Raw genomic sequence first — 16,955 nt, 5'->3', positions numbered from 1 at the left:
CTCGTCGTCTGCTCCGAGAGACGTCCCGGACGCCCCGGGAGCGGTGCGTCAGGCCGGGCGCTCGGGCTGGTCGGGGTGCGCGCCGGGTGCGGGTGCCTGCCCGGGTGCGGCGTCGGGCGCGGGCGCGTCGGTCGGCTGGTCCGACGTCGGGCGCATCGCGCCGTAGCGCGGCTCGCCCGACGGCGTCGTCCAGCGCGGGTCGGGCGTGCGGGTCGGGGGCGCCGCCGGAGGGGTCGGCGCGGGGACGCCCGCCGAGGGCTCCGGGGCCGGCGCGTGCGGAGCGGCGGGGGGTGGGGTGCCGGGGGTGCCCCAGCCGGGGTTGGCCGGGGCGGCGGGCCCGCGGACACCGCCCGCGCCCTCGGGCATGCGGCCCAGGAGCTGGCGCGCCTCGCCCGCCCGCTCGGGCGCGCAGAGGATGCCGTAGGACGAGGCGACGATCTGGCTCTGCGACGTGAAGTCGCGCTTGCCCTGCGTCAGCGCGTACGACAGCACCGAGAAGAGCAGGCCGAACCCGGCGCCGATCCCGACGGCGGTGAGCACGAACCCGCCCTGGCCGGAGAACATGAAGAGCAGCAGGCCGACGAAGAGGCCGAACCACGCGCCGGACGCGGCACCCGCGATCGCGACGCGACCGTAGGTGAGACGGCCCGTCACGCGCTCGACCATCTTGAGGTCGGTGCCGACGATCGTCACGAGCTCGACCGCGAACTTGTTGTCCGAGAGGAAGTCGACCGCCTTCTGCGCCTCGAGGTAGGTCGCGTACGACGCCACCTCCTCGCCGCGCGGCGGGGTGGGGACACGGGGGACGGCGCCCGGGCGTGACATGCTCATTCGCCCAGTCTGTCCTACCCGGGCGGAGCGCGCGAGGGCCGTCCCGTCGCCCGGCCCGCGACCGACGGCCGGGAGGCGACCGGTGACGCCCGCCACCTGCCGGGACGGAGCGCGGCGACGGGGGCGCGTGCGTAGGCTGGCGGCGTGAGTGCAGCCACCACCGTCTTCGTCGCGCGCCTGGCCGGGACCAGCGTGTTCGACCCCATCGGCGACCAGGTCGGGCGGGTGCGGGACGTCGTCGTGCTCATCCGGCCCAAGGGAGCCCCGCGCGCGGTGGGCCTGGTCGTCGAGGTGCCCGGCCGGCGTCGGGTCTTTCTGCCCCTGACGCGCGTGACGAGCATCGACGCGGGCCAGGTCATCTCCACCGGGCTCGTCAACATGCGCCGGTTCGAGCAGCGCGCGATGGAGACGCTCGCCGTGAGCGAGCTCCTGGAGCGCACGGTGCAGTTCGTCGACGGGTCGGGCTCGGCGACGGTCGAGGACCTGGCGATCGAGCGCCAGCGCACCGGCGACTGGCTCGTCACCAAGCTGTACGTGCGCCGGCAGGCGCAGCACAAGGGGACGCTCGGGCTGCGCCGACGGGGCGACGCGCTCGTCGTCGACGTCGACGCCGTGACCGGGCTCGCCGGGAGCACCGAGGCGCAGGGCGCCGCGATGCTCCTCGCGGCCTACGACGACCTCAAGCCCGCCGACCTCGCCGACGTCATCCACGACCTCGGCGACACGCGCCGGCTCGAGGTCGCGGGCGCGCTCGACAACGAGCGGCTCGCCGACGTGCTGGAGGAGCTGCCCGAGGACGACCAGGTCGCGATCCTCTCCGGGCTCGACACGGACCGCGCCGCCGACGTCCTCGAGGCGATGCAGCCCGACGACGCGGCCGACCTGCTGCACGAGCTCCCGGAGGCCCAGGCCGCCCAGCTCCTCGAGCTCATGGAGCCCGACGAGGCGCGCGACGTGCGCCGTCTCCTGTCATACGCCGAGGACACCGCGGGCGGGCTCATGACGTCCGACCCGGTCGTGCTCGGCCCGGAGACCACCATCGCGACCGCGCTCGCGCAGATCCGCCGCAAGGACCTCGCGCCCGCGCTCGCGTCGATGGTGTTCGTCGCGCGCCCGCCGCTCGAGACGCCCACGGGCCGGTTCCTCGGCGTCGCGCACTTCCAGCGCCTGCTGCGCGAGCCCCCGCACGCGGCCGTCGGCTCGGTGCTCGACTCCGACGTCGAGGGCGTCACGCCCGACGCGCCGCTCGGGCGCGTGACCCGCATCCTCGCGACCTACGACCTGCTGTGCGTGCCCGTGCTCGACGCGGAGAAACGCCTGCTCGGCGCGATCAGCGTGGACGACGTGCTCGACCACATGCTGCCCGACGACTGGCGCGAGACCGACGACGACGTCGACACCGGCGCCGCGCGTGCCGCGGTCGCCTCCGGCCGGGTCCGCCCCGCCTCGACGGGACGTTCCGGCGCCGCGGGGGTGGTCCGTGGCTGACCGCCTCGACACCCCGAAGACCGCGCGCCGCACGTTCTTCCCGCGGGTCAGGGTCGACCAGGACGCCGTCGGCCGCTCGACCGAGGGCATCGCGCGCTTCCTCGGCACCCCGCGGTTCCTCGTCTACCTCACCGTCTTCTGCGCGCTGTGGATCGCGTGGAACTCGTGGGGCCCGGAGGGGCTGCGGTTCGACTCGGCCGAGTTCGGGTTCACCGCGCTCACGCTCATGCTCTCGCTCCAGGCGTCGTACGCCGCGCCGCTCATCCTGCTCGCGCAGAACCGGCAGGACGACCGCGACCGCGTCACCGCCGAGCAGGACCGCCAGCGCGCGGAGCGCAACCTCGCGGACACCGAGTACCTCGCGCGCGAGATGGCCGCGCTGCGCATCGCGCTGAGCGAGGTCGCCACGCGCGACTTCGTGCGGTCCGAGATCCGCAACCTGCTCGAGGAGCTGGAGGAGAAGGCGGCGCGTCAGCCCGACGACGAGGTCGCCGACCGCTGACCTCGGGGCCCTACTGCGTGCCCTCCGCCGCGACCCGGCGCAGCCGCTCGGCGAGGGCGGGGTCACCCGCGACGGCGAGCCCGTCCGCCGGGCCCCGGCCCCACAGCCACAGGTCGAGCGCCCAGGCCGGGCCGGAGACCTGCGTCGTCGTCGAGCCGGGCAGGTCGACGAGCTGGGCGACGTCGAGGTCGTACGCCGCCCCCGACTCCGGACCGGTCCCCGTGAAGCGGCCGAACGCGAGCTCCCAGCTCCGCGGCCGCTCCCCCGGCCCGTCGACGACGACGGAGACCGTCGCGCCGTCGGGCGTGAAGACGCCCCACCCGGGCACCCCGTCGACCATGACGGACAGCACCTCGTCGACCCCGTCTGCCGCGACGGCCGGGTCGGCGGGCGTGACGTCGCGCCCGGCCGTGAGCTCCGCGTCGGCGCGGTGGACGAGCGCCTCGTGCGCCTGGCGTCGCAGCACCCAGCCGACGTGCCGGCCGTCGTCGTGCCACGACCAGCACGACTCGTCGGGGTCGCGACCGGTGAGCGCCGCGACGAGCCGGCTCGTCGAGCGCTGGAGCAGCGCGGGCAGCTCGGCGTCGGACGCCGGCCGCGCGAGCGGCTCGACCTCGTCGCCGTCGACCCCCTCCCCGGGAGCCGCGCCGACGACGCGCGCCCAGAAGTCCTGCACCTCGGCGAGGTGGTAGAGCAGGTCGGCGCCCGTCCACTCGGGGCACGCGGGCACGCGCGCGTCGGGCGGGGCGCTGCGCACGGCGTCGCCGAACAGCTCGCTGTCCCGCGCGAGGGAGGCCAGGGCGTCCATCCGTGCACGGTAGCGCCGATCCGCGGCGCTCGTCGTGCGACGGGGCTCACGTCCGGTCCGGGACCTCCGACCCGGCCGACCGGGCTCCGGCCGCGCCTACGATGGGGGCATGCCCGACCCCGCCGCAGACCCGCTCGAGCACGCCGTCCGGCAGGCCCTCACCACGGTCCTGGACCCCGAGATCCGCCGCCCCGTCACGGACCTCGGCATGATCCGCTCGGTCGACGTCGAGCCCGGCGCGCCGGGCGCCGTCGTGACGGTGGGCGTCGACCTCACGGTCGCCACGTGCCCGATGCGCGACACGCTCGCGCGCGACGTCGACGCCGCGGTGCGCGCGGTCGACGGCGTGGCGGACGTCCGGGTCGACCTCGGCGTCATGACCGCGGAGCAGCGCGCCGAGCTGCGCACGATGCTGCGCGGCGGCGTGGGCGAGCCCGAGATCCCCTTCGCCAAGCCCGGGTCGCTGACGAAGGTGTACGCGATCGCGTCGGGCAAGGGCGGGGTGGGCAAGTCGTCGGTCACCGCGAACCTCGCGGTCGCGCTCGCCGCGCAGGGCCTCGAGGTCGGCGTCGTCGACGCCGACATCTACGGGTTCTCCATCCCGCGCATGCTCGGCGTCGACCGGCAGCCCACGCGCGTGGACAACATGCTCCTGCCGCCGATCGCGCACGGCGTGAAGGTCGTCTCGATCGGCATGTTCGTGCCCCCGGGCCAGCCCGTCGTGTGGCGCGGACCGATGCTGCACCGCGCGCTCCAGCAGTTCCTCGCGGACGTGTTCTGGGGCGACCTCGACGTGCTGCTCCTCGATCTCCCGCCCGGCACGGGCGACATCGCGATCTCGGTCGCGCAGCTCCTGCCCGGCAGCGAGATCGTCGTCGTCACGACGCCGCAGGTCGCCGCCGCGGAGGTCGCCGAGCGCGCCGGGTCGGTCGCGACGCAGACCCAGCAGGGCGTCGTCGGCGTCGTCGAGAACATGTCGTGGCTCGAGCAGCCCGACGGGTCGCGCCTCGAGGTGTTCGGCGCGGGCGGCGGCGAGCGCGTCGCGGCGAACCTGTCGCGCGCCACGGGGACCACCGTCCCCCTCCTCGGCCAGGTGCCGCTCGACGTGTCGCTGCGCGAGGCGGGCGACGGCGGCACCCCGGTCGTGCTCTCCGACCCGGGCTCCCCCGCCGCAGCCGCGCTGCGCGACGTCGCCGCGGGTCTCGCGCGCCGGCCCCGCGGGCTCGCGGGGCGGTCGCTCGGGGTCACCGTCGTCTGACGCGCGGCCTGCGGACGTCAGCCGGTCTTTCACCGTCCTTTTCCTGTCTTTTCCGCGCGCCACGGTATAGTCTCGCCCGCATCTCGTCCGGGGGGACGGCCGTCGGGCCGGTGAGGGGGATCGTGTCGTGGCATCGCCGCCGCTCCGCCCTGCCCACATCTCGCGCGCGATACCCCTGACCTGCGACGCCGCCCCCGTTGCCCGGGCAGAGCGCTGCTGTCCGCCGGGAGCGCACGCCCGCCCCACGTGGTCACGTCGACCTGACCGGTCGGTGACCCGTCAGTGACGAAGCCGCGACAGAACTCCTCCCCAGGGATGACGACACCGTCCGTGTCGCCGCCCTAGCCTCGGGCCGGGCCGTCGTCGGCCCCGCCAGGAGCGCCCGCTCGCCGTCCCGCCACCGTCGTCCCAGGAGCCCGCACGTGGGTATCACCCGCCGGATCGTCTTCCCCGCCCTCCGCATCGTCATCTGGGCGGCGATCGCCGCCCTGCTCGCCGTGATCGCGTTCCGCTCGGCACCCGAGCCCGCGACCGACCCCGCGTTCCCCACGGCCGAGCTCGTGGAACCCCGCGTGGCCGTCTCCACGGGAGACGTCACCAACACCGTGAAGCTGACCGGGCAGGTCGTCGCCGACCCGGCCGCTCCGCAGAAGGTGACGCAGCGCGGGGTGGTCACGGCGGTGCTCGCCAAGCCGGGCGACGTGGTCCAGGCGGGCGCGTCCCTCCTCGAGGTCACCCTCGAGGAGCCCCGCGAGCCCCTCACCGAGACCGACCCCGAGACGGGCGAGGTCACGGTCACCGAGCGCCGACCGAAGGTCACGCGCGAGACCGTCGAGGCCACCATCGGCGGGACGGTCGCCACGTTCACCGCGCTCAAGGACCAGGAGGTGGCCGTCGGCGACGACTTCGCGACCATCTCGCCCGGCACGCTCTCGGTCACGGCCAGCATGGTCGCCGAGCAGCAGTTCCGGCTCCTCCAGATCCCCGGCGAGGCGACCGTCACGGTCACCGGCGGCCCCGCGCCGTTCGTGTGCACGAACCTCCGCATGGGCGCCGCCGCCGCCCCCGAGAACGCGCACGAGGAGGGCGCACCCGACCCGGCCGGCGGTGCGTCGTCCGCGAGCGTGACGTGCGCCGTCCCGGGCGACGTCACCGTCTTCGCCGGGCTCGCCGCCGAGCTCGAGATCACCGCGGGATCCGTCGAGGGAGCCCTCGTGGTGCCCGTGACGGCGGTCCTCGGTCGCGTCGAGCAGGGCAAGGTGTGGGTCGTCGGCGCGGAGGGCGAGCCCGAGGAGCGCACCGTGACGCTCGGACTCACCGACGGCGCGGTCGTCCAGGTGACCGAGGGACTCGCCGAGGGCGACGAGGTCCTCGAGTTCGTGCCCGGCCAGGACGTCATGCCGGTCATGGACGACATGATGATGACGGACGACAGCGAGGCCTCGTACTGATGGGCCTCCTGGAGCTCAGCGGGGTCACCCGCTCGGTGCTGCTCCCCGACGACCGCGAGCTCGAGATCCTGCGCGGCATCGACCTCACGGTCGGCGCGGGCGAGCACGTCTCGATCGTGGGGCGCTCGGGGACGGGCAAGTCGACCCTGCTCAACATCCTCGGCCTCCTCGACAGCCCGACGAGCGGGGACTACCTGCTCGACGGCGTCCCGATCGGCCGGCTCTCGGGCCGCGCCCGGGCGCGGCGCCGCGGCACGGACTTCGGGTTCGTGTTCCAGCAGTTCAACCTGCTGCAGGGCCGTACCGCGCTCGAGAACGTCGTCGCCCCGCTGCTCTACGCGCGCGGACGGCAGTTCTGGCAGCGGCGCACGCTGGCCGCCCAGATGCTCGAGCGGGTCGGCCTCGGCGACCGGCTCGACACGACCCCGGAGAAGCTCTCCGGCGGCGAGCAGCAGCGCGTCGCCATCGCGCGTGCGCTCGTGCGGGTCCCGCGCGTCATCCTCGCGGACGAGCCCACGGGAGCGCTCGACGTCGACACGGGGAGCGAGGTCATGGACCTGCTCGACGCCATCGCCGGCGAGAACGGGTCCGCGCTCATCGCGATCACGCACGACCTCGCCGTCGCGTCGCGCGCCGCCCGCCAGTTCCGGCTCGCGGACGGCGTGCTCACCCCGATCTCCATCAGCGCGCGCAGCGCCGGGTCCCTCGGGGCGCTCGGCACCGCGCCGAGCACCGACCACGATCCCGGGACCGACCCCGGGACGAGCCACGACCACCAGGCCGAGCACGTGGCCCGCCCGCTCGTCGGGACCGGCCCGGTGCTCGCCGCCCGCACCCCGGCAGGAGCCTCGGTCGGCGGTCCGGCGGGCAGCTCGACCAGCGTCTCGGCCGGCACCGGGCACGACGCGGGAGAGACGGCATGACCGGCGTCGTCGGCGCCCTCCTCGAGGCGTGGGACGAGCTGCGCGTCCACAAGGTCCGGGTGCTGCTCGCGCTCGTCGGCGTCGCCGTCGCGGTCTGCGCGATCACCACGATCTCGGCCGCCGGGGAGATGCTGCGCCAGGTCTCGGCCGAGCAGAACGAACGCTGGGGCGGTCGCCCCGCGACGCTCCAGGTCTCGGCATGGCCCACGGGCGACGGCGGGAGCGTCATGCCCGCGGCGGAGGAGTACGAGCAGGTGTTCGACGAGATCGTCGACCGCTACGGCATCGGCTACTCCTCGATGCTGCGCGACGCGCCCGCACCGGTGCGGTTCCCCGGCGGCACGCGCGAGATCACCACGACGGGGGTGGAGCCCGACTGGGCCACGATGCACCGCTTCCAGGTGACGTCGGGTCGCTGGTTCACCGAGGCGGACGCGGACCGTCTCGCGCCCGCGCTCGTCGTCAACCAGGCGTTCCTCGACGCGCTCGGCGGCGTGACCGTGGCCGAGCACCCGACGGTGACGATCGGCGGGGACAACCCGGTCGTCGCGACCGTGGTCGGGGCCTTCCCCGACGACTGGCCGGACATGGACCCGGTCGCGTACGCGCTGGTCGACGCCCAGTCGACGTGGGTCACGCCCGAGTCGCTGGAGATGATGGGGCCGCCCCGGCTCGAGCTGTGGGTGCCCGACGACATGTCCGACGCGCTCGTCGAGACGGTGCGCCGCGACGTGGCGGGAGCGCTCGAGGGCGTCCAGGCCGACGTCTACCGGTCCGACTCGCCGTCGGCGACGGTCGTCGACGGCGCGATCCGGTGGGTCGTGCTCGGCGTGAGCGCGATCGCGCTGCTGCTCGGCGGGCTCGGGCTCGTGAACATCGCGCTCGTCACGGTGCGGTACCGGATCCGCGAGATCGGGATCCGCCGCAGCTTCGGCGCGAGCTCGGGGCGCGTCTTCTTCTCCGTGATGATGGAGAGCGTCGTCGCGACGACCGTCGCGGGCGTGCTGGGCGTGACGGTCGCGGTCGTCGTGCTGCACAACGTCCCGCTCGACGTGCTCATGGGCTCGGCCGTCCAGGACGCGCCCGGCTTCCCGTTCTCGGCCGCCGTGACCGGGATGCTCGCGGCCGTCGGGGTCGGCGCGCTCGCCGGGCTCCTCCCGGCGCTCGTCGCCGTGCGCGTGAAGGTGATCGACGCGATCCGCTACTGACCCGCCGGCCCGGCCTCGTCGCCGGGTCGAGCGATGTTCGGTCGTGTTCGATCGTGTTGGATTTCTCGACGATGTGGACAATACTGTCCGCATGCTCGCCTCACAGCGCCAGGAGCGCATCCTCGCGGAGATCCGGGACCACGGCGCGGTCCGCATCGGCGACCTGACCCGGGAGCTCGGGGTGTCGGACATGACGATCCGGCGCGACCTCGTCGAGCTCGCCGACCAGGGCCTGGTTCGCAAGGTGCACGGCGGCGCCGTCGCGCCGCACACGACCGCGCACGAGCCGGGGTTCGCCGCGAAGAGCTCGCGCGAGGCCGCGGAGAAGGAGGCCATCGCGACGGCCGCCGCCCGCCTCATCACCGCGAACGCGTCGGTCGCGCTGAGCGCCGGCACGACGACCCACCTGCTCGCCGCCCGCATCGCCGCGGATCCCGCGCTGCGCCCCCTGACGGTCGTGACGAACTCCCTTCCGGTCGCCGAGATCTTGCACCGGGCGAACGACCCGCGCCTGGAGACGATCCTCACCGGCGGCAGCCGCACGCCGTCCGACGCGCTCGTCGGTCCGCTCGCCGAGGCTGCGCTGTCCGGGCTGCGCGTCGACCTCGCGTTCGTCGGGGCGCACGGCGTCGACCCGGAGATCGGGCTCACGACGCCGAACCTCGACGAGGCCGCCACGAACCGCGCGCTCATCGAGTCCGCCGGGCGCACCGTCGTCCTCGCCGACCACACGAAGTGGCACACCACGGGGCTGCGCGTCTTCGCGACGTTCGCCGACGTGGACGTCCTCGTCACCGACGCCGGGCTCGCCGAGGACGAGCGCGCCCGCGTCCAGGACCTCGTCGAGCAGCTCGTCGTCGCCTGACCGGCGACCTCGTCCCCCGCTCCCCGCACTCCCCACGCACCGCGATCGGAACACCCCACGCATGAACCCGCACCTGCGCCGCACCTCGACCCGGCTCGCCGACGGCCGCGAGCTCGTCTACTTCGACGACTCCCCCGCGTACGTCTCGGGCGAGCGCACGCGACGGCTCGACGACCCGCGCCCGCTGCCGGACCGCTTCGCCCCGGTGCCGGGCCCGGACGGGACCCCGCACCCGTACGTCGGCCCGGAGATGCGCCGGGACCCGCTCACCGGCGACTGGGTCCCGCTCGCCGCGCACCGGATGAACCGCACGTTCCTGCCCGCCGCGGACTCGTGCCCGCTGTGCCCCGCGCGGCCCGGCAGCGCGTACTCGGACGGCGAGGTGCCCGACACGGACTACGACGTCGTCGTCTTCGAGAACCGCTTCCCGTCGCTCCAGCGCGTGCCGGGCGCCCCGGACGCCGTGGTCGAGGACGCGCCGCTCCAGCACCACGCCCCGGCGGCGGGCCGGTGCGAGGTCGTGTGCTTCTCGAGCGACCACCGCACCTCCTTCGGCGCGCTCCCGCCGCAGCGGGTGCGCACGATCATCGACGCGTGGGCGGACCGCACCGCCGCTCTCGGCGCCCAGCCCGGGGTCGAGCAGGTCTTCTGCTTCGAGAACCGCGGCCAGGAGATCGGCGTCACCCTGCACCACCCGCACGGCCAGATCTACGGCTACCCGTACGTGACGCCGCGCACGCGCACGCTGCTCGACCAGGCGCGCGAGCACCACCGCCGCACCGGCCGCAGCCTGCTGCGCGACGTGCTCGAGTCCGAGCTCGCGGACGGCCGCCGCGTGGTCCTCGAGACGGAGCACTGGGTCGCGTACGTGCCCTACGCGGCGCGCTGGCCCGTCGAGGTCCACCTCGCGCCGCGGCGCGACGTCCCCGACCTGCCCGCGCTCACGGACGCCGAGCGCGACGACCTGGCCACCGCCTACCTCGAGCTGCTGCGCCGCCTGGACCGGTTCTTCGAGACGGCCGACGGCGAGCCCATCGCCCTGCCGTACATCGCCGCGTGGCACCAGGCCCCGGCCCGCGAGGGCCGCTCGGTCGCCGACGGCGGCACCGACGACGTCACCCTCGCGCGGCTGCACCTGCAGGTGTTCTCCGTGCTCCGCGCGCCCGGCAAGCTCAAGTACCTCGCGGGCTCGGAGTCCGGCATGGGCGCGTGGATCAGCGACACGACGCCCGAGCGCATCGCCGCACGGCTCCAGGAGCTCGCCCCGACGAGCGCCGCCCGGGGCTGGGTGCCCGCGCTGTCGGACGACGACGGCGCCGCGCGCGCCCGTGCCGTGCTCGCCGAGGCGTTCGGCGCGGACGAGCCCGGCGAGGAGGTCCGCGTGTGGGCCGCGCCCGGGCGCGTCAACCTCATCGGGGAGCACACCGACTACAACGCGGGCCTGTGCCTGCCGGTCGCGCTGCCCCACCGCACCTACGTCGCGCTGCGGCCGCGCACCGACTCGCTCGTCCGCCTCGCGTCCGCGCAGGCGCCCGGCGAGACGTGGACGGCCCGCCTCGAGGACGTCGGCCCGGGCGAGGTCGCCGGCTGGGGCTCGTACGTCGCGGGCGTGGCCTGGGCGCTGCGCGAACACCTCGTCGCCCAGGGCGCAGACCCCGCCGCCGTCCCCGGGTTCGACGCGGCCGTCGACTCGAGCGTCCCGTTCGGCGCCGGGCTCTCGTCGTCCGCGGCCCTCGAGTGCGCGGTCGCCGTCGCGCTCGACGACGTCGCCGGGCTCGGCCTCGCGGCGACCGACGCGGGCCGCGCCGTCCTCGCCACGGCGAGCGTCCGCGCCGAGAACGAGATCGCGGGCGCGCCCACGGGCGGCATGGACCAGTCGGCGGCGCTGCGCGCGCAGGCCGGTCACGCGCTCCTCCTCGACTGCCGTCCCGGGCTCGACCCGGTCGAGTCCGCCACGCAGGTGCCGTTCGACCTCGACGCCGCGGGTCTCGCCCTGCTCGTCGTGGACACCCGGGCGGAGCACCGGCTCGTCGACGGCCAGTACGCGCAGCGCCGCGCCACGTGCGAGGACGCCGCCCGCACGCTCGGGATCGGCTCGCTGCGCGAGCTCGCCGACGCGGTGGACGCGAGCGACGACCCGGCGGCCGCGCTCGCCCGGGCGCTCGACGCGCTGCCCGACGACGTCGCGCGGCGCCGCGTGCGCCACGTCGTCACCGAGATCGGCCGCGTCCGCGCGTTCGTGGCGCTCCTGCGCGAGGGCCGGCCGGACGCCGTCGGGCCGCTGATGAACGCGTCGCACGCGTCGTTGCGCGACGACTACGAGGTGTCGAGCGTCGAGCTCGACGTCGCGGTCGACGCGGCGCGCGTCGCGGGCGCTCTCGGTGCGCGGATGACCGGCGGCGGGTTCGGCGGCTCAGCGATCGCGCTCGTGCGCGGGGACCGGGTCGAGGCCGTCGCCGACGCCGTGCGCGCCGCGTTCGAGCGCGAAGGGCTCGGCGCCCCGGGCTTCCTGCTCGCGACGCCGTCCGCGCCCGCCGAGCGGGTCGCCTGAGCGGTCCCGCTCAGACGTCGTAGGTGACGACGAGGGGCGCGTGGTCGCTCCAGCGCTCCTCGTGCGACGGCGCGCGGTCGACCTCGACCTTGACCGCGCGCTCCGCGAGGGAGGGCGTCGCGAGCTGGTAGTCGATGCGCCAGCCCGAGTCGTTGTCGAACGCGCGCCCGCGCCAGGACCACCAGGTGAACGGGCCCGGGCCCTCGCCGCCGTGGACGCGGCCCAGGTCCACGAGCCCGACCTGGTCCAGCCACACGTCGACGTAGGCGCGCTCCTCGGGGAGGAACCCCGCGCTCTTGAGGTTGCCCTTCCAGTTCTTGATGTCGACGTTGCGGTGCGCGATGTTGAGGTCGCCCGCCAGGACGACCTTCTCGCCCGTGGCCGCGAGCTCCCGCAGGCGTGCCGTGACCTTCTCCAGGTAGGCGTACTTCGCGACCATCGTCTCCGGCTGGCTCACGGTGCCCGAGTGGATGTACGCCGAGACCACGGTGAGACGGCCGCCGTCGGGCAGCTCCAGGTCGGCCTCGACCCAGCGGCCGGTGTCGACCGGCGGCTCGGGCTCGCCGGCCCCGAGGCCGACGCGGACCGCGGACACCGGCAGGCGCGACGCGACCGCGACCCCGGCGCGGCCCTTGATGTCGCACGCCTGGTGGGCGACGTGCCAGCCCTCCAGCAGGTCGTTGACGACCGAGTCGGGCGCGCGCACCTCCTGGAGCAGCAGGACGTCGGGCGTCCGGGACGCGATCCAGGCGTCCATCCCCCGGCGGTAGGCGGCGCGGATTCCGTTGACGTTGGCGGTGGCGAGGGTCAGCACGCGGGCCATCCCATCACACGCCACCGACAACGACGGGCCCCGGCGTCACGCGGGCGGCGTGGCCTCGCTCACGGGCGCCGCGACGACGCGGGCGGGCCGGAACGCGCTCGCGAGGACCGCCGAGACGGCGGCGAGGACGGCCAGCACGACGAAGCCGACACGGAGGTGGTGGGCGGTCGCGAAGACGCCGGTGAGCACGCCGCCGAGCACGGCGCCCGCGTAGGTGAAGACGTTGAGCCGCGCGACCGCACGGTCGGTGACCGTCGCCACGACCCCGGCGGCGGGCTCCCCCGCCGCTCCCGCCCGGCCCGACGCGACCGCCTCCCGGGCCCGGTCCCCGACCGCCGAGAACGCGAGCGGCGCGACGACGCCGAGCCCGAGGCCGGTCACCGCGAGGCCGAGCACGGCGACGGGCCAGGCCGGGGCGGCCGCCACCGCGACGAACCCCAGGGCGCCGAGCGTGCCGCCCAGCCGCACGACCCGGACCCGGCCGAGGCGCTCGACGAGACCGTCCCCGACGAGCCGCGACACGATGAGCGCCGCCTGGTACGCCGCGTACCCCAGCGGGGCGGCGGCCGCGCTCGCCGCGAGGACGTCGCGCAGGAACGTCGCGCTCCAGCTCGACACCGCGGAGTCGGCGACGGGGAACGCGAGCATCCCCGCGCCGAGCAGCGCGATCGTGCCCGCCGCGACCCACGTCACCGGTCCGGACGTCGCCACGGCGCCCGGGCCGGCCGAGGCGTCCCGCACGACGGCGTCTCGGACCACGGCATCGCTGACCACGGCATCCCGGACCACGGCGTCCGGGGCGACGGCACCTGGGACGGCACGGCCGCCGTCGGGCAGGTGCAGCGCGAGCCAGGCCGCGCCCGCGGCGACGAGCAGCGCCGCGAGCGGGAGCGCGAGCGGCTGGCCGAGACCGGCCAGCGCGCCGCCCGAGACCGCGAGCGCGCCGAGCACTCCCCCGGCCGCGTTCGCGGCGTAGAACGACGCGAGCAGGCTGCGGCCGTGCGCGCGCTCGACGTCGATCCCGAGCATGTTCATCGCGGCGTCGACGGCGCCGAGCGCGAGCCCGTAGAGGCCGATCGACCCGAAGAAGAGGGGCCACGACGGCGCGAGACCGATCCCCGCCACCGCCGCCGCGGCGAGCAGCAGGCCGCCGACGACCGCGGCACGCGCGCCGCGGACGGCCGCCACGACGCCCGACAGCGCGCTGCCCAGGCCGGCGAGGACGCACACGCCCAGCACGACGAGCGTGACGACGTCGTCGCCCATGCCGAGCCGGTCCTTGTATCCGGGGATGCTCGTGAGCACCACCGCGAACCCGAAGCCCTGCACGGCGTACGCCGCCGTCGTCGCGATGCGCTCCGTCACCCGCGCAGAGTAGCGTCTCGACGGCGCGCTGGAGCGTGCACCGCTCGCGCCGTACCGTCGGCGGTATGAGGGCGATGATCGTCAAGGAGCTCCGGGAGCTCGTCCGTGACCGGCGCACCCTGGGTCTGCTGATCGCGCTGCCCCTGCTCCTGCTCGTGATCTTCGGGTACGCCGCGAACTTCTACGTCTCGACGGTCGAGACCGCGGTGGTCGGCCCGCAGGCCGAGCAGGTGGCCGGCACCCTCCCGGACTTCTTCGACGTCACGACGACCGCGCCGGCCGACGACGAGGCCGACGCGCGCGACATGCTCCGGGACAACGCCGTGGACGTCGCGATCGTCACCGGCGCCGGCACGCCGAAGGCGCTGGTGGACGGCTCCAACCTGTTCGCCGCGCAGTCCGCGCTCGCGGAGCTCGCGCGCGTGGGCGCCGGCTCCGGGACGCCCGTCCCGACCGAGGTCCTCTACAACCCCGACCTGGAGACGTCGTGGGTCATGGTGCCCGCGATCATCGGCTTGATCCTCACCTTCATCGGCACGATCATCACGAGCATCGGCCTGGTGCGCGAGCGCGAGGCGGGCACCTTGGAACAGCTCGCCGTGATGCCCATCGCGCCGAGCACCGTGATCCTCGGCAAGATCGCGCCGTACTTCCTCCTCGCCGCCGCGGACATGATCGTCGTGACCGTGCTCGGGGTGCTGTTGTTCGACGTGCCGTTCAACGGCAACGTCCTCACGTTCGCCCTCGGGGCCGCGATCTTCCTCTTCGTCGTCCTGGGCATCGGGGTGTTCATCTCCACGATCTCGCAGACCGCCGGGCAGGCGATCCAGAGCGCGTTCTTCGTCCTCATGCCGCAGATCCTGCTGTCGGGCATGATCTTCCCCCTGGACGCGATGGCCGCCGGCGTGCGGTGGATCGGCTATCTCCTGCCCCTCACCTACTTCACGATCATCTCCCAGGGGGTCATGCTGCGCGGCGCCACGTTCGGGTCCCTGTGGTGGGCGTTCGCCGTGCTCGCCGTCATGGCTGTCGTCATCTTCTCGGCAGCGACCCTGCGGTTCCGTCGGGACCTCGCCCCCGAGCGGCGCGTCCGGGACGCCCCCGGCAGGGCAGCCGAGCCCGCGCGGGGCGCGGCATGAGCTACGGCGTCACGTCCGTCAGCGTGTCCTTCGGCGAGCGGCGCGCGCTCCAGGACGTCACGGTGGAGGTGCCCGCCGGCCAGGTCGTCGCGGTCGTCGGCGGCGACGGCGCCGGCAAGACGACGCTGCTGCGGACCCTCGTGCGGCAGGTCGTCCCCGACTCCGGGCAGGTCAGCTCCCCGGAGAAGGCGCAGCTGGGGTTCCTCCCTGCCTCGTCCGGGAGCTGGGCGGCCCTCACAGTGGCGCAGAACATCGACTTCGTGGGCGGGGTCTACGGGCTCACCGGGGCGGCGCTGGAGTCCCGGCGCGCCACCCTGCTGGCCGGCGCCGGCCTGACCGGGGCGTCCGACCGGCTCGCCTCCCGGCTCTCGGGAGGGATGCGCCGCAAGCTCGGGTTCTGCCTGGCCGTCGTGCACGAGCCGAGGCTCGTCGTCCTCGACGAGCCGAGCACGGGCGTCGACCCCGTCAGCCGCGTCGACCTGTGGCGGCTCGTCTCGCAGGCCGCGGCCTCAGGGGCGGCCGTCGTCCTGTCCACGACGTACCTCGACGAGGCGGAGCGGGCGGGGCACCTCGTCGTCCTCGACGAGGGCCGGGTGCTCGTCCAGGGCTCGTACGACGACGTCCGTGCCGGCTTCCGCGGCACCGTCACCCGGGGGCGCGTCGCGCGGCGCCCGGCCTGGTCGTGGCGTCGCGGCAGGGAGCGGCACGAGTACTGGCCCGGCGCGGCCGCCCCGCCGGACCTGCCGGTCGTGGAGCCCGACCTGGAGGACATCGTCATCGCGCTCTCCCTCGCGCGGCGCTCACCCCAGGAGGTCCTCGGATGACCGACCCCGTCCTCGTGGCCCGGCGCGTGACGCGCCGGTTCGGGTCGTTCCCCGCCGTCGACGACGTCTCGATGCGGGTCGGGGCGGGCGAGGTCGTGGGACTGCTCGGGGCGAACGGTGCCGGCAAGACGACCCTCATGCGGATGCTGCTCGGGCTCCTGCCGGTGACGGCGGGGAGCGTGCAGATGCTCGGCGGTCCGCCGAACCGCGGCCGTCGTCGTCGCATCGGCTACCTGCCGCAGAACCTCGGCCTGTACACGGACATGACGCTGCGGGAGAACCTCGACTTCGTCGGCGCCACGTACGGCACCGGTGCCGCGCGGATCCCGGACGATCTCGCGGGCGACTCCGACGTCCTCGTCGGCGCTCTGCCCCTCGGCACGCAACGCCGGGCGGCGTTCGTGGCGGCCCTGTCCCACGGCCCGGAGGCCGTCCTGCTCGACGAGCCGACGTCCGGGGTCGACGCGCTCGCCCGCGCCCGCCTGTGGGACACGATCCGGGAGCAGTCCGACCACGGCGTGGGTGTGCTCGTCACCACGCACTACATGCAGGAGGCGCAGCAGTGCGACCGGCTCCTGCTGATGTCGCAGGGACGGCTCGTCGCGCAGGGCAGCGAGCGCGACATCATCGGTGACACGCGCGCGCTCGCCGTGCGGACCGACGACTGGGCGACCGCGTTCTCCGCGCTCGACCGCGCGGGGCTCCCGGTGACCCTCGACGGCCGGTCAGTGCGTGTCGCGGACTCGAGCGTCGAGAGCGTCCGCACCGCTCTCGCGGGCACGGGGACCGAAGCGCGCGTCGAGCCCGTGCCCGCGACGATCGAGGAGCGCATGCTCGTCCTGGCCCGTGGGGGGACCTGAGGCCGGACGGTCGCCGCCACGTCCGACGGTCCTCGCCGCACCGCGTCCGGAGCCCGGCC

At 75.1% G+C, this 16,955-nt stretch carries 15 protein-coding genes and 1 pseudogene; 12 read left to right on the top strand and 4 right to left on the bottom strand.

Annotation, left to right across the window (positions count from 1 at the left end; all coding sequences use genetic code 11):
- Nucleotides 1-48 precede the first annotated feature (48 nt).
- Nucleotides 49-831: a general stress protein gene (locus tag GWJ10_RS01060; protein WP_163184521.1), complete on the bottom strand. Its 783-nt coding sequence runs from the start codon at nucleotides 829-831 to the stop codon at nucleotides 49-51.
- A 144-nt stretch (nucleotides 832-975) separates the two neighbouring features.
- Here GWJ10_RS01060 and GWJ10_RS01055 point away from each other — a divergent pair, with 144 nt between their 5' ends.
- Nucleotides 976-2,319 (top strand): CBS domain-containing protein, encoded by a 1,344-nt coding sequence (locus GWJ10_RS01055; protein ID WP_163184519.1) that lies wholly within the window; start codon nucleotides 976-978, stop codon nucleotides 2,317-2,319.
- Nucleotides 2,312-2,821: a DUF1003 domain-containing protein gene (locus GWJ10_RS01050; RefSeq protein ID WP_034655412.1), complete on the top strand. Its 510-nt coding sequence runs from the start codon at nucleotides 2,312-2,314 to the stop codon at nucleotides 2,819-2,821. Before GWJ10_RS01055 ends, GWJ10_RS01050 begins: the two co-directional genes overlap by 8 nt.
- Nucleotides 2,822-2,831: 10 nt before the next feature.
- Here GWJ10_RS01050 and GWJ10_RS01045 read toward each other — a convergent pair whose 3' ends face one another.
- Nucleotides 2,832-3,629 carry a maleylpyruvate isomerase N-terminal domain-containing protein gene (locus tag GWJ10_RS01045; protein ID WP_163184518.1) on the bottom strand — a complete coding sequence of 266 codons (798 nt, stop codon included), beginning with the start codon at nucleotides 3,627-3,629 and terminating at the stop codon, nucleotides 2,832-2,834.
- A gap of 109 nt (nucleotides 3,630-3,738) precedes the next feature.
- On the opposite strand from GWJ10_RS01045, the gene GWJ10_RS01040 reads away from it, so the two are divergent.
- The 7 genes and pseudogenes from GWJ10_RS01040 to galK all read left to right on the top strand — a co-directional run bounded on the left by GWJ10_RS01040 (nucleotide 3,739) and on the right by galK (nucleotide 11,885).
- Complete coding sequence (locus tag GWJ10_RS01040; protein ID WP_043652757.1) at nucleotides 3,739-4,887, top strand: P-loop NTPase; 1,149 nt, start codon at nucleotides 3,739-3,741, stop codon at nucleotides 4,885-4,887.
- Between the two features lie 422 nt (nucleotides 4,888-5,309).
- The gene (locus tag GWJ10_RS01035) at nucleotides 5,310-6,338 is read left to right on the top strand and encodes a secretion protein HlyD (protein WP_163184516.1); all 1,029 of its coding nucleotides are present in this window, start codon (nucleotides 5,310-5,312) and stop codon (nucleotides 6,336-6,338) included.
- Complete coding sequence (locus GWJ10_RS01030) at nucleotides 6,338-7,261, top strand: ABC transporter ATP-binding protein (protein ID WP_083711838.1); 924 nt, start codon at nucleotides 6,338-6,340, stop codon at nucleotides 7,259-7,261. Before GWJ10_RS01035 ends, GWJ10_RS01030 begins: the two co-directional genes overlap by 1 nt.
- Complete coding sequence (locus GWJ10_RS01025) at nucleotides 7,258-8,469, top strand: ABC transporter permease (RefSeq protein WP_061266896.1); 1,212 nt, start codon at nucleotides 7,258-7,260, stop codon at nucleotides 8,467-8,469. The genes GWJ10_RS01030 and GWJ10_RS01025 overlap by 4 nt, the downstream gene beginning before the upstream one ends.
- 91 nt (nucleotides 8,470-8,560) lie before the next feature.
- Entirely contained in the window at nucleotides 8,561-9,334 is a 774-nt protein-coding gene (locus GWJ10_RS01020; protein WP_031315539.1) for a DeoR/GlpR family DNA-binding transcription regulator, read from the top strand.
- Between the two features lie 61 nt (nucleotides 9,335-9,395).
- Nucleotides 9,396-10,598 (top strand): annotated as a pseudogene (gene galT, locus GWJ10_RS19690) (galactose-1-phosphate uridylyltransferase); the annotation flags it as partial.
- A gap of 69 nt (nucleotides 10,599-10,667) precedes the next feature.
- Nucleotides 10,668-11,885, top strand: a complete 1,218-nt coding sequence (galK, locus tag GWJ10_RS19545; protein ID WP_241005634.1) for a galactokinase — start codon at nucleotides 10,668-10,670, stop codon at nucleotides 11,883-11,885.
- A gap of 10 nt (nucleotides 11,886-11,895) precedes the next feature.
- Here the strand turns inward: galK and GWJ10_RS01010 are convergent, their stop codons facing one another.
- Together GWJ10_RS01010 and GWJ10_RS01005 are read right to left on the bottom strand one after the other, a co-directional pair.
- Nucleotides 11,896-12,699, bottom strand: a complete 804-nt coding sequence (locus GWJ10_RS01010; RefSeq protein WP_083385320.1) for an exodeoxyribonuclease III — start codon at nucleotides 12,697-12,699, stop codon at nucleotides 11,896-11,898.
- Between the two features lie 45 nt (nucleotides 12,700-12,744).
- Nucleotides 12,745-14,073, bottom strand: a complete 1,329-nt coding sequence (locus tag GWJ10_RS01005) for an MFS transporter (RefSeq protein ID WP_163184513.1) — start codon at nucleotides 14,071-14,073, stop codon at nucleotides 12,745-12,747.
- 65 nt (nucleotides 14,074-14,138) lie between these two features.
- On the opposite strand from GWJ10_RS01005, the gene GWJ10_RS01000 reads away from it, so the two are divergent.
- From GWJ10_RS01000 to GWJ10_RS00990, 3 genes are read left to right on the top strand one after another with little or no spacing between them, the layout of a single operon-like run.
- The gene (locus GWJ10_RS01000) at nucleotides 14,139-15,212 is read left to right on the top strand and encodes an ABC transporter permease (protein WP_163184511.1); all 1,074 of its coding nucleotides are present in this window, start codon (nucleotides 14,139-14,141) and stop codon (nucleotides 15,210-15,212) included.
- Nucleotides 15,209-16,036: an ABC transporter ATP-binding protein gene (locus GWJ10_RS00995; RefSeq protein ID WP_076405137.1), complete on the top strand. Its 828-nt coding sequence runs from the start codon at nucleotides 15,209-15,211 to the stop codon at nucleotides 16,034-16,036. Before GWJ10_RS01000 ends, GWJ10_RS00995 begins: the two co-directional genes overlap by 4 nt.
- Nucleotides 16,033-16,896 (top strand): ABC transporter ATP-binding protein, encoded by an 864-nt coding sequence (locus tag GWJ10_RS00990; RefSeq protein WP_163184510.1) that lies wholly within the window; start codon nucleotides 16,033-16,035, stop codon nucleotides 16,894-16,896. The genes GWJ10_RS00995 and GWJ10_RS00990 overlap by 4 nt, the downstream gene beginning before the upstream one ends.
- The last annotated feature ends 59 nt before the right edge of the window (nucleotides 16,897-16,955 follow it).

The sequence above is a fragment of the Cellulosimicrobium sp. SL-1 genome (assembly GCF_011033075.1).
Lineage (GTDB): Bacteria > Actinomycetota > Actinomycetes > Actinomycetales > Cellulomonadaceae > Cellulosimicrobium > Cellulosimicrobium funkei.
The sequence above is the reverse complement of the archived record's forward strand: the minus strand, read 5'-3'. Positions and strand labels throughout refer to the sequence as shown.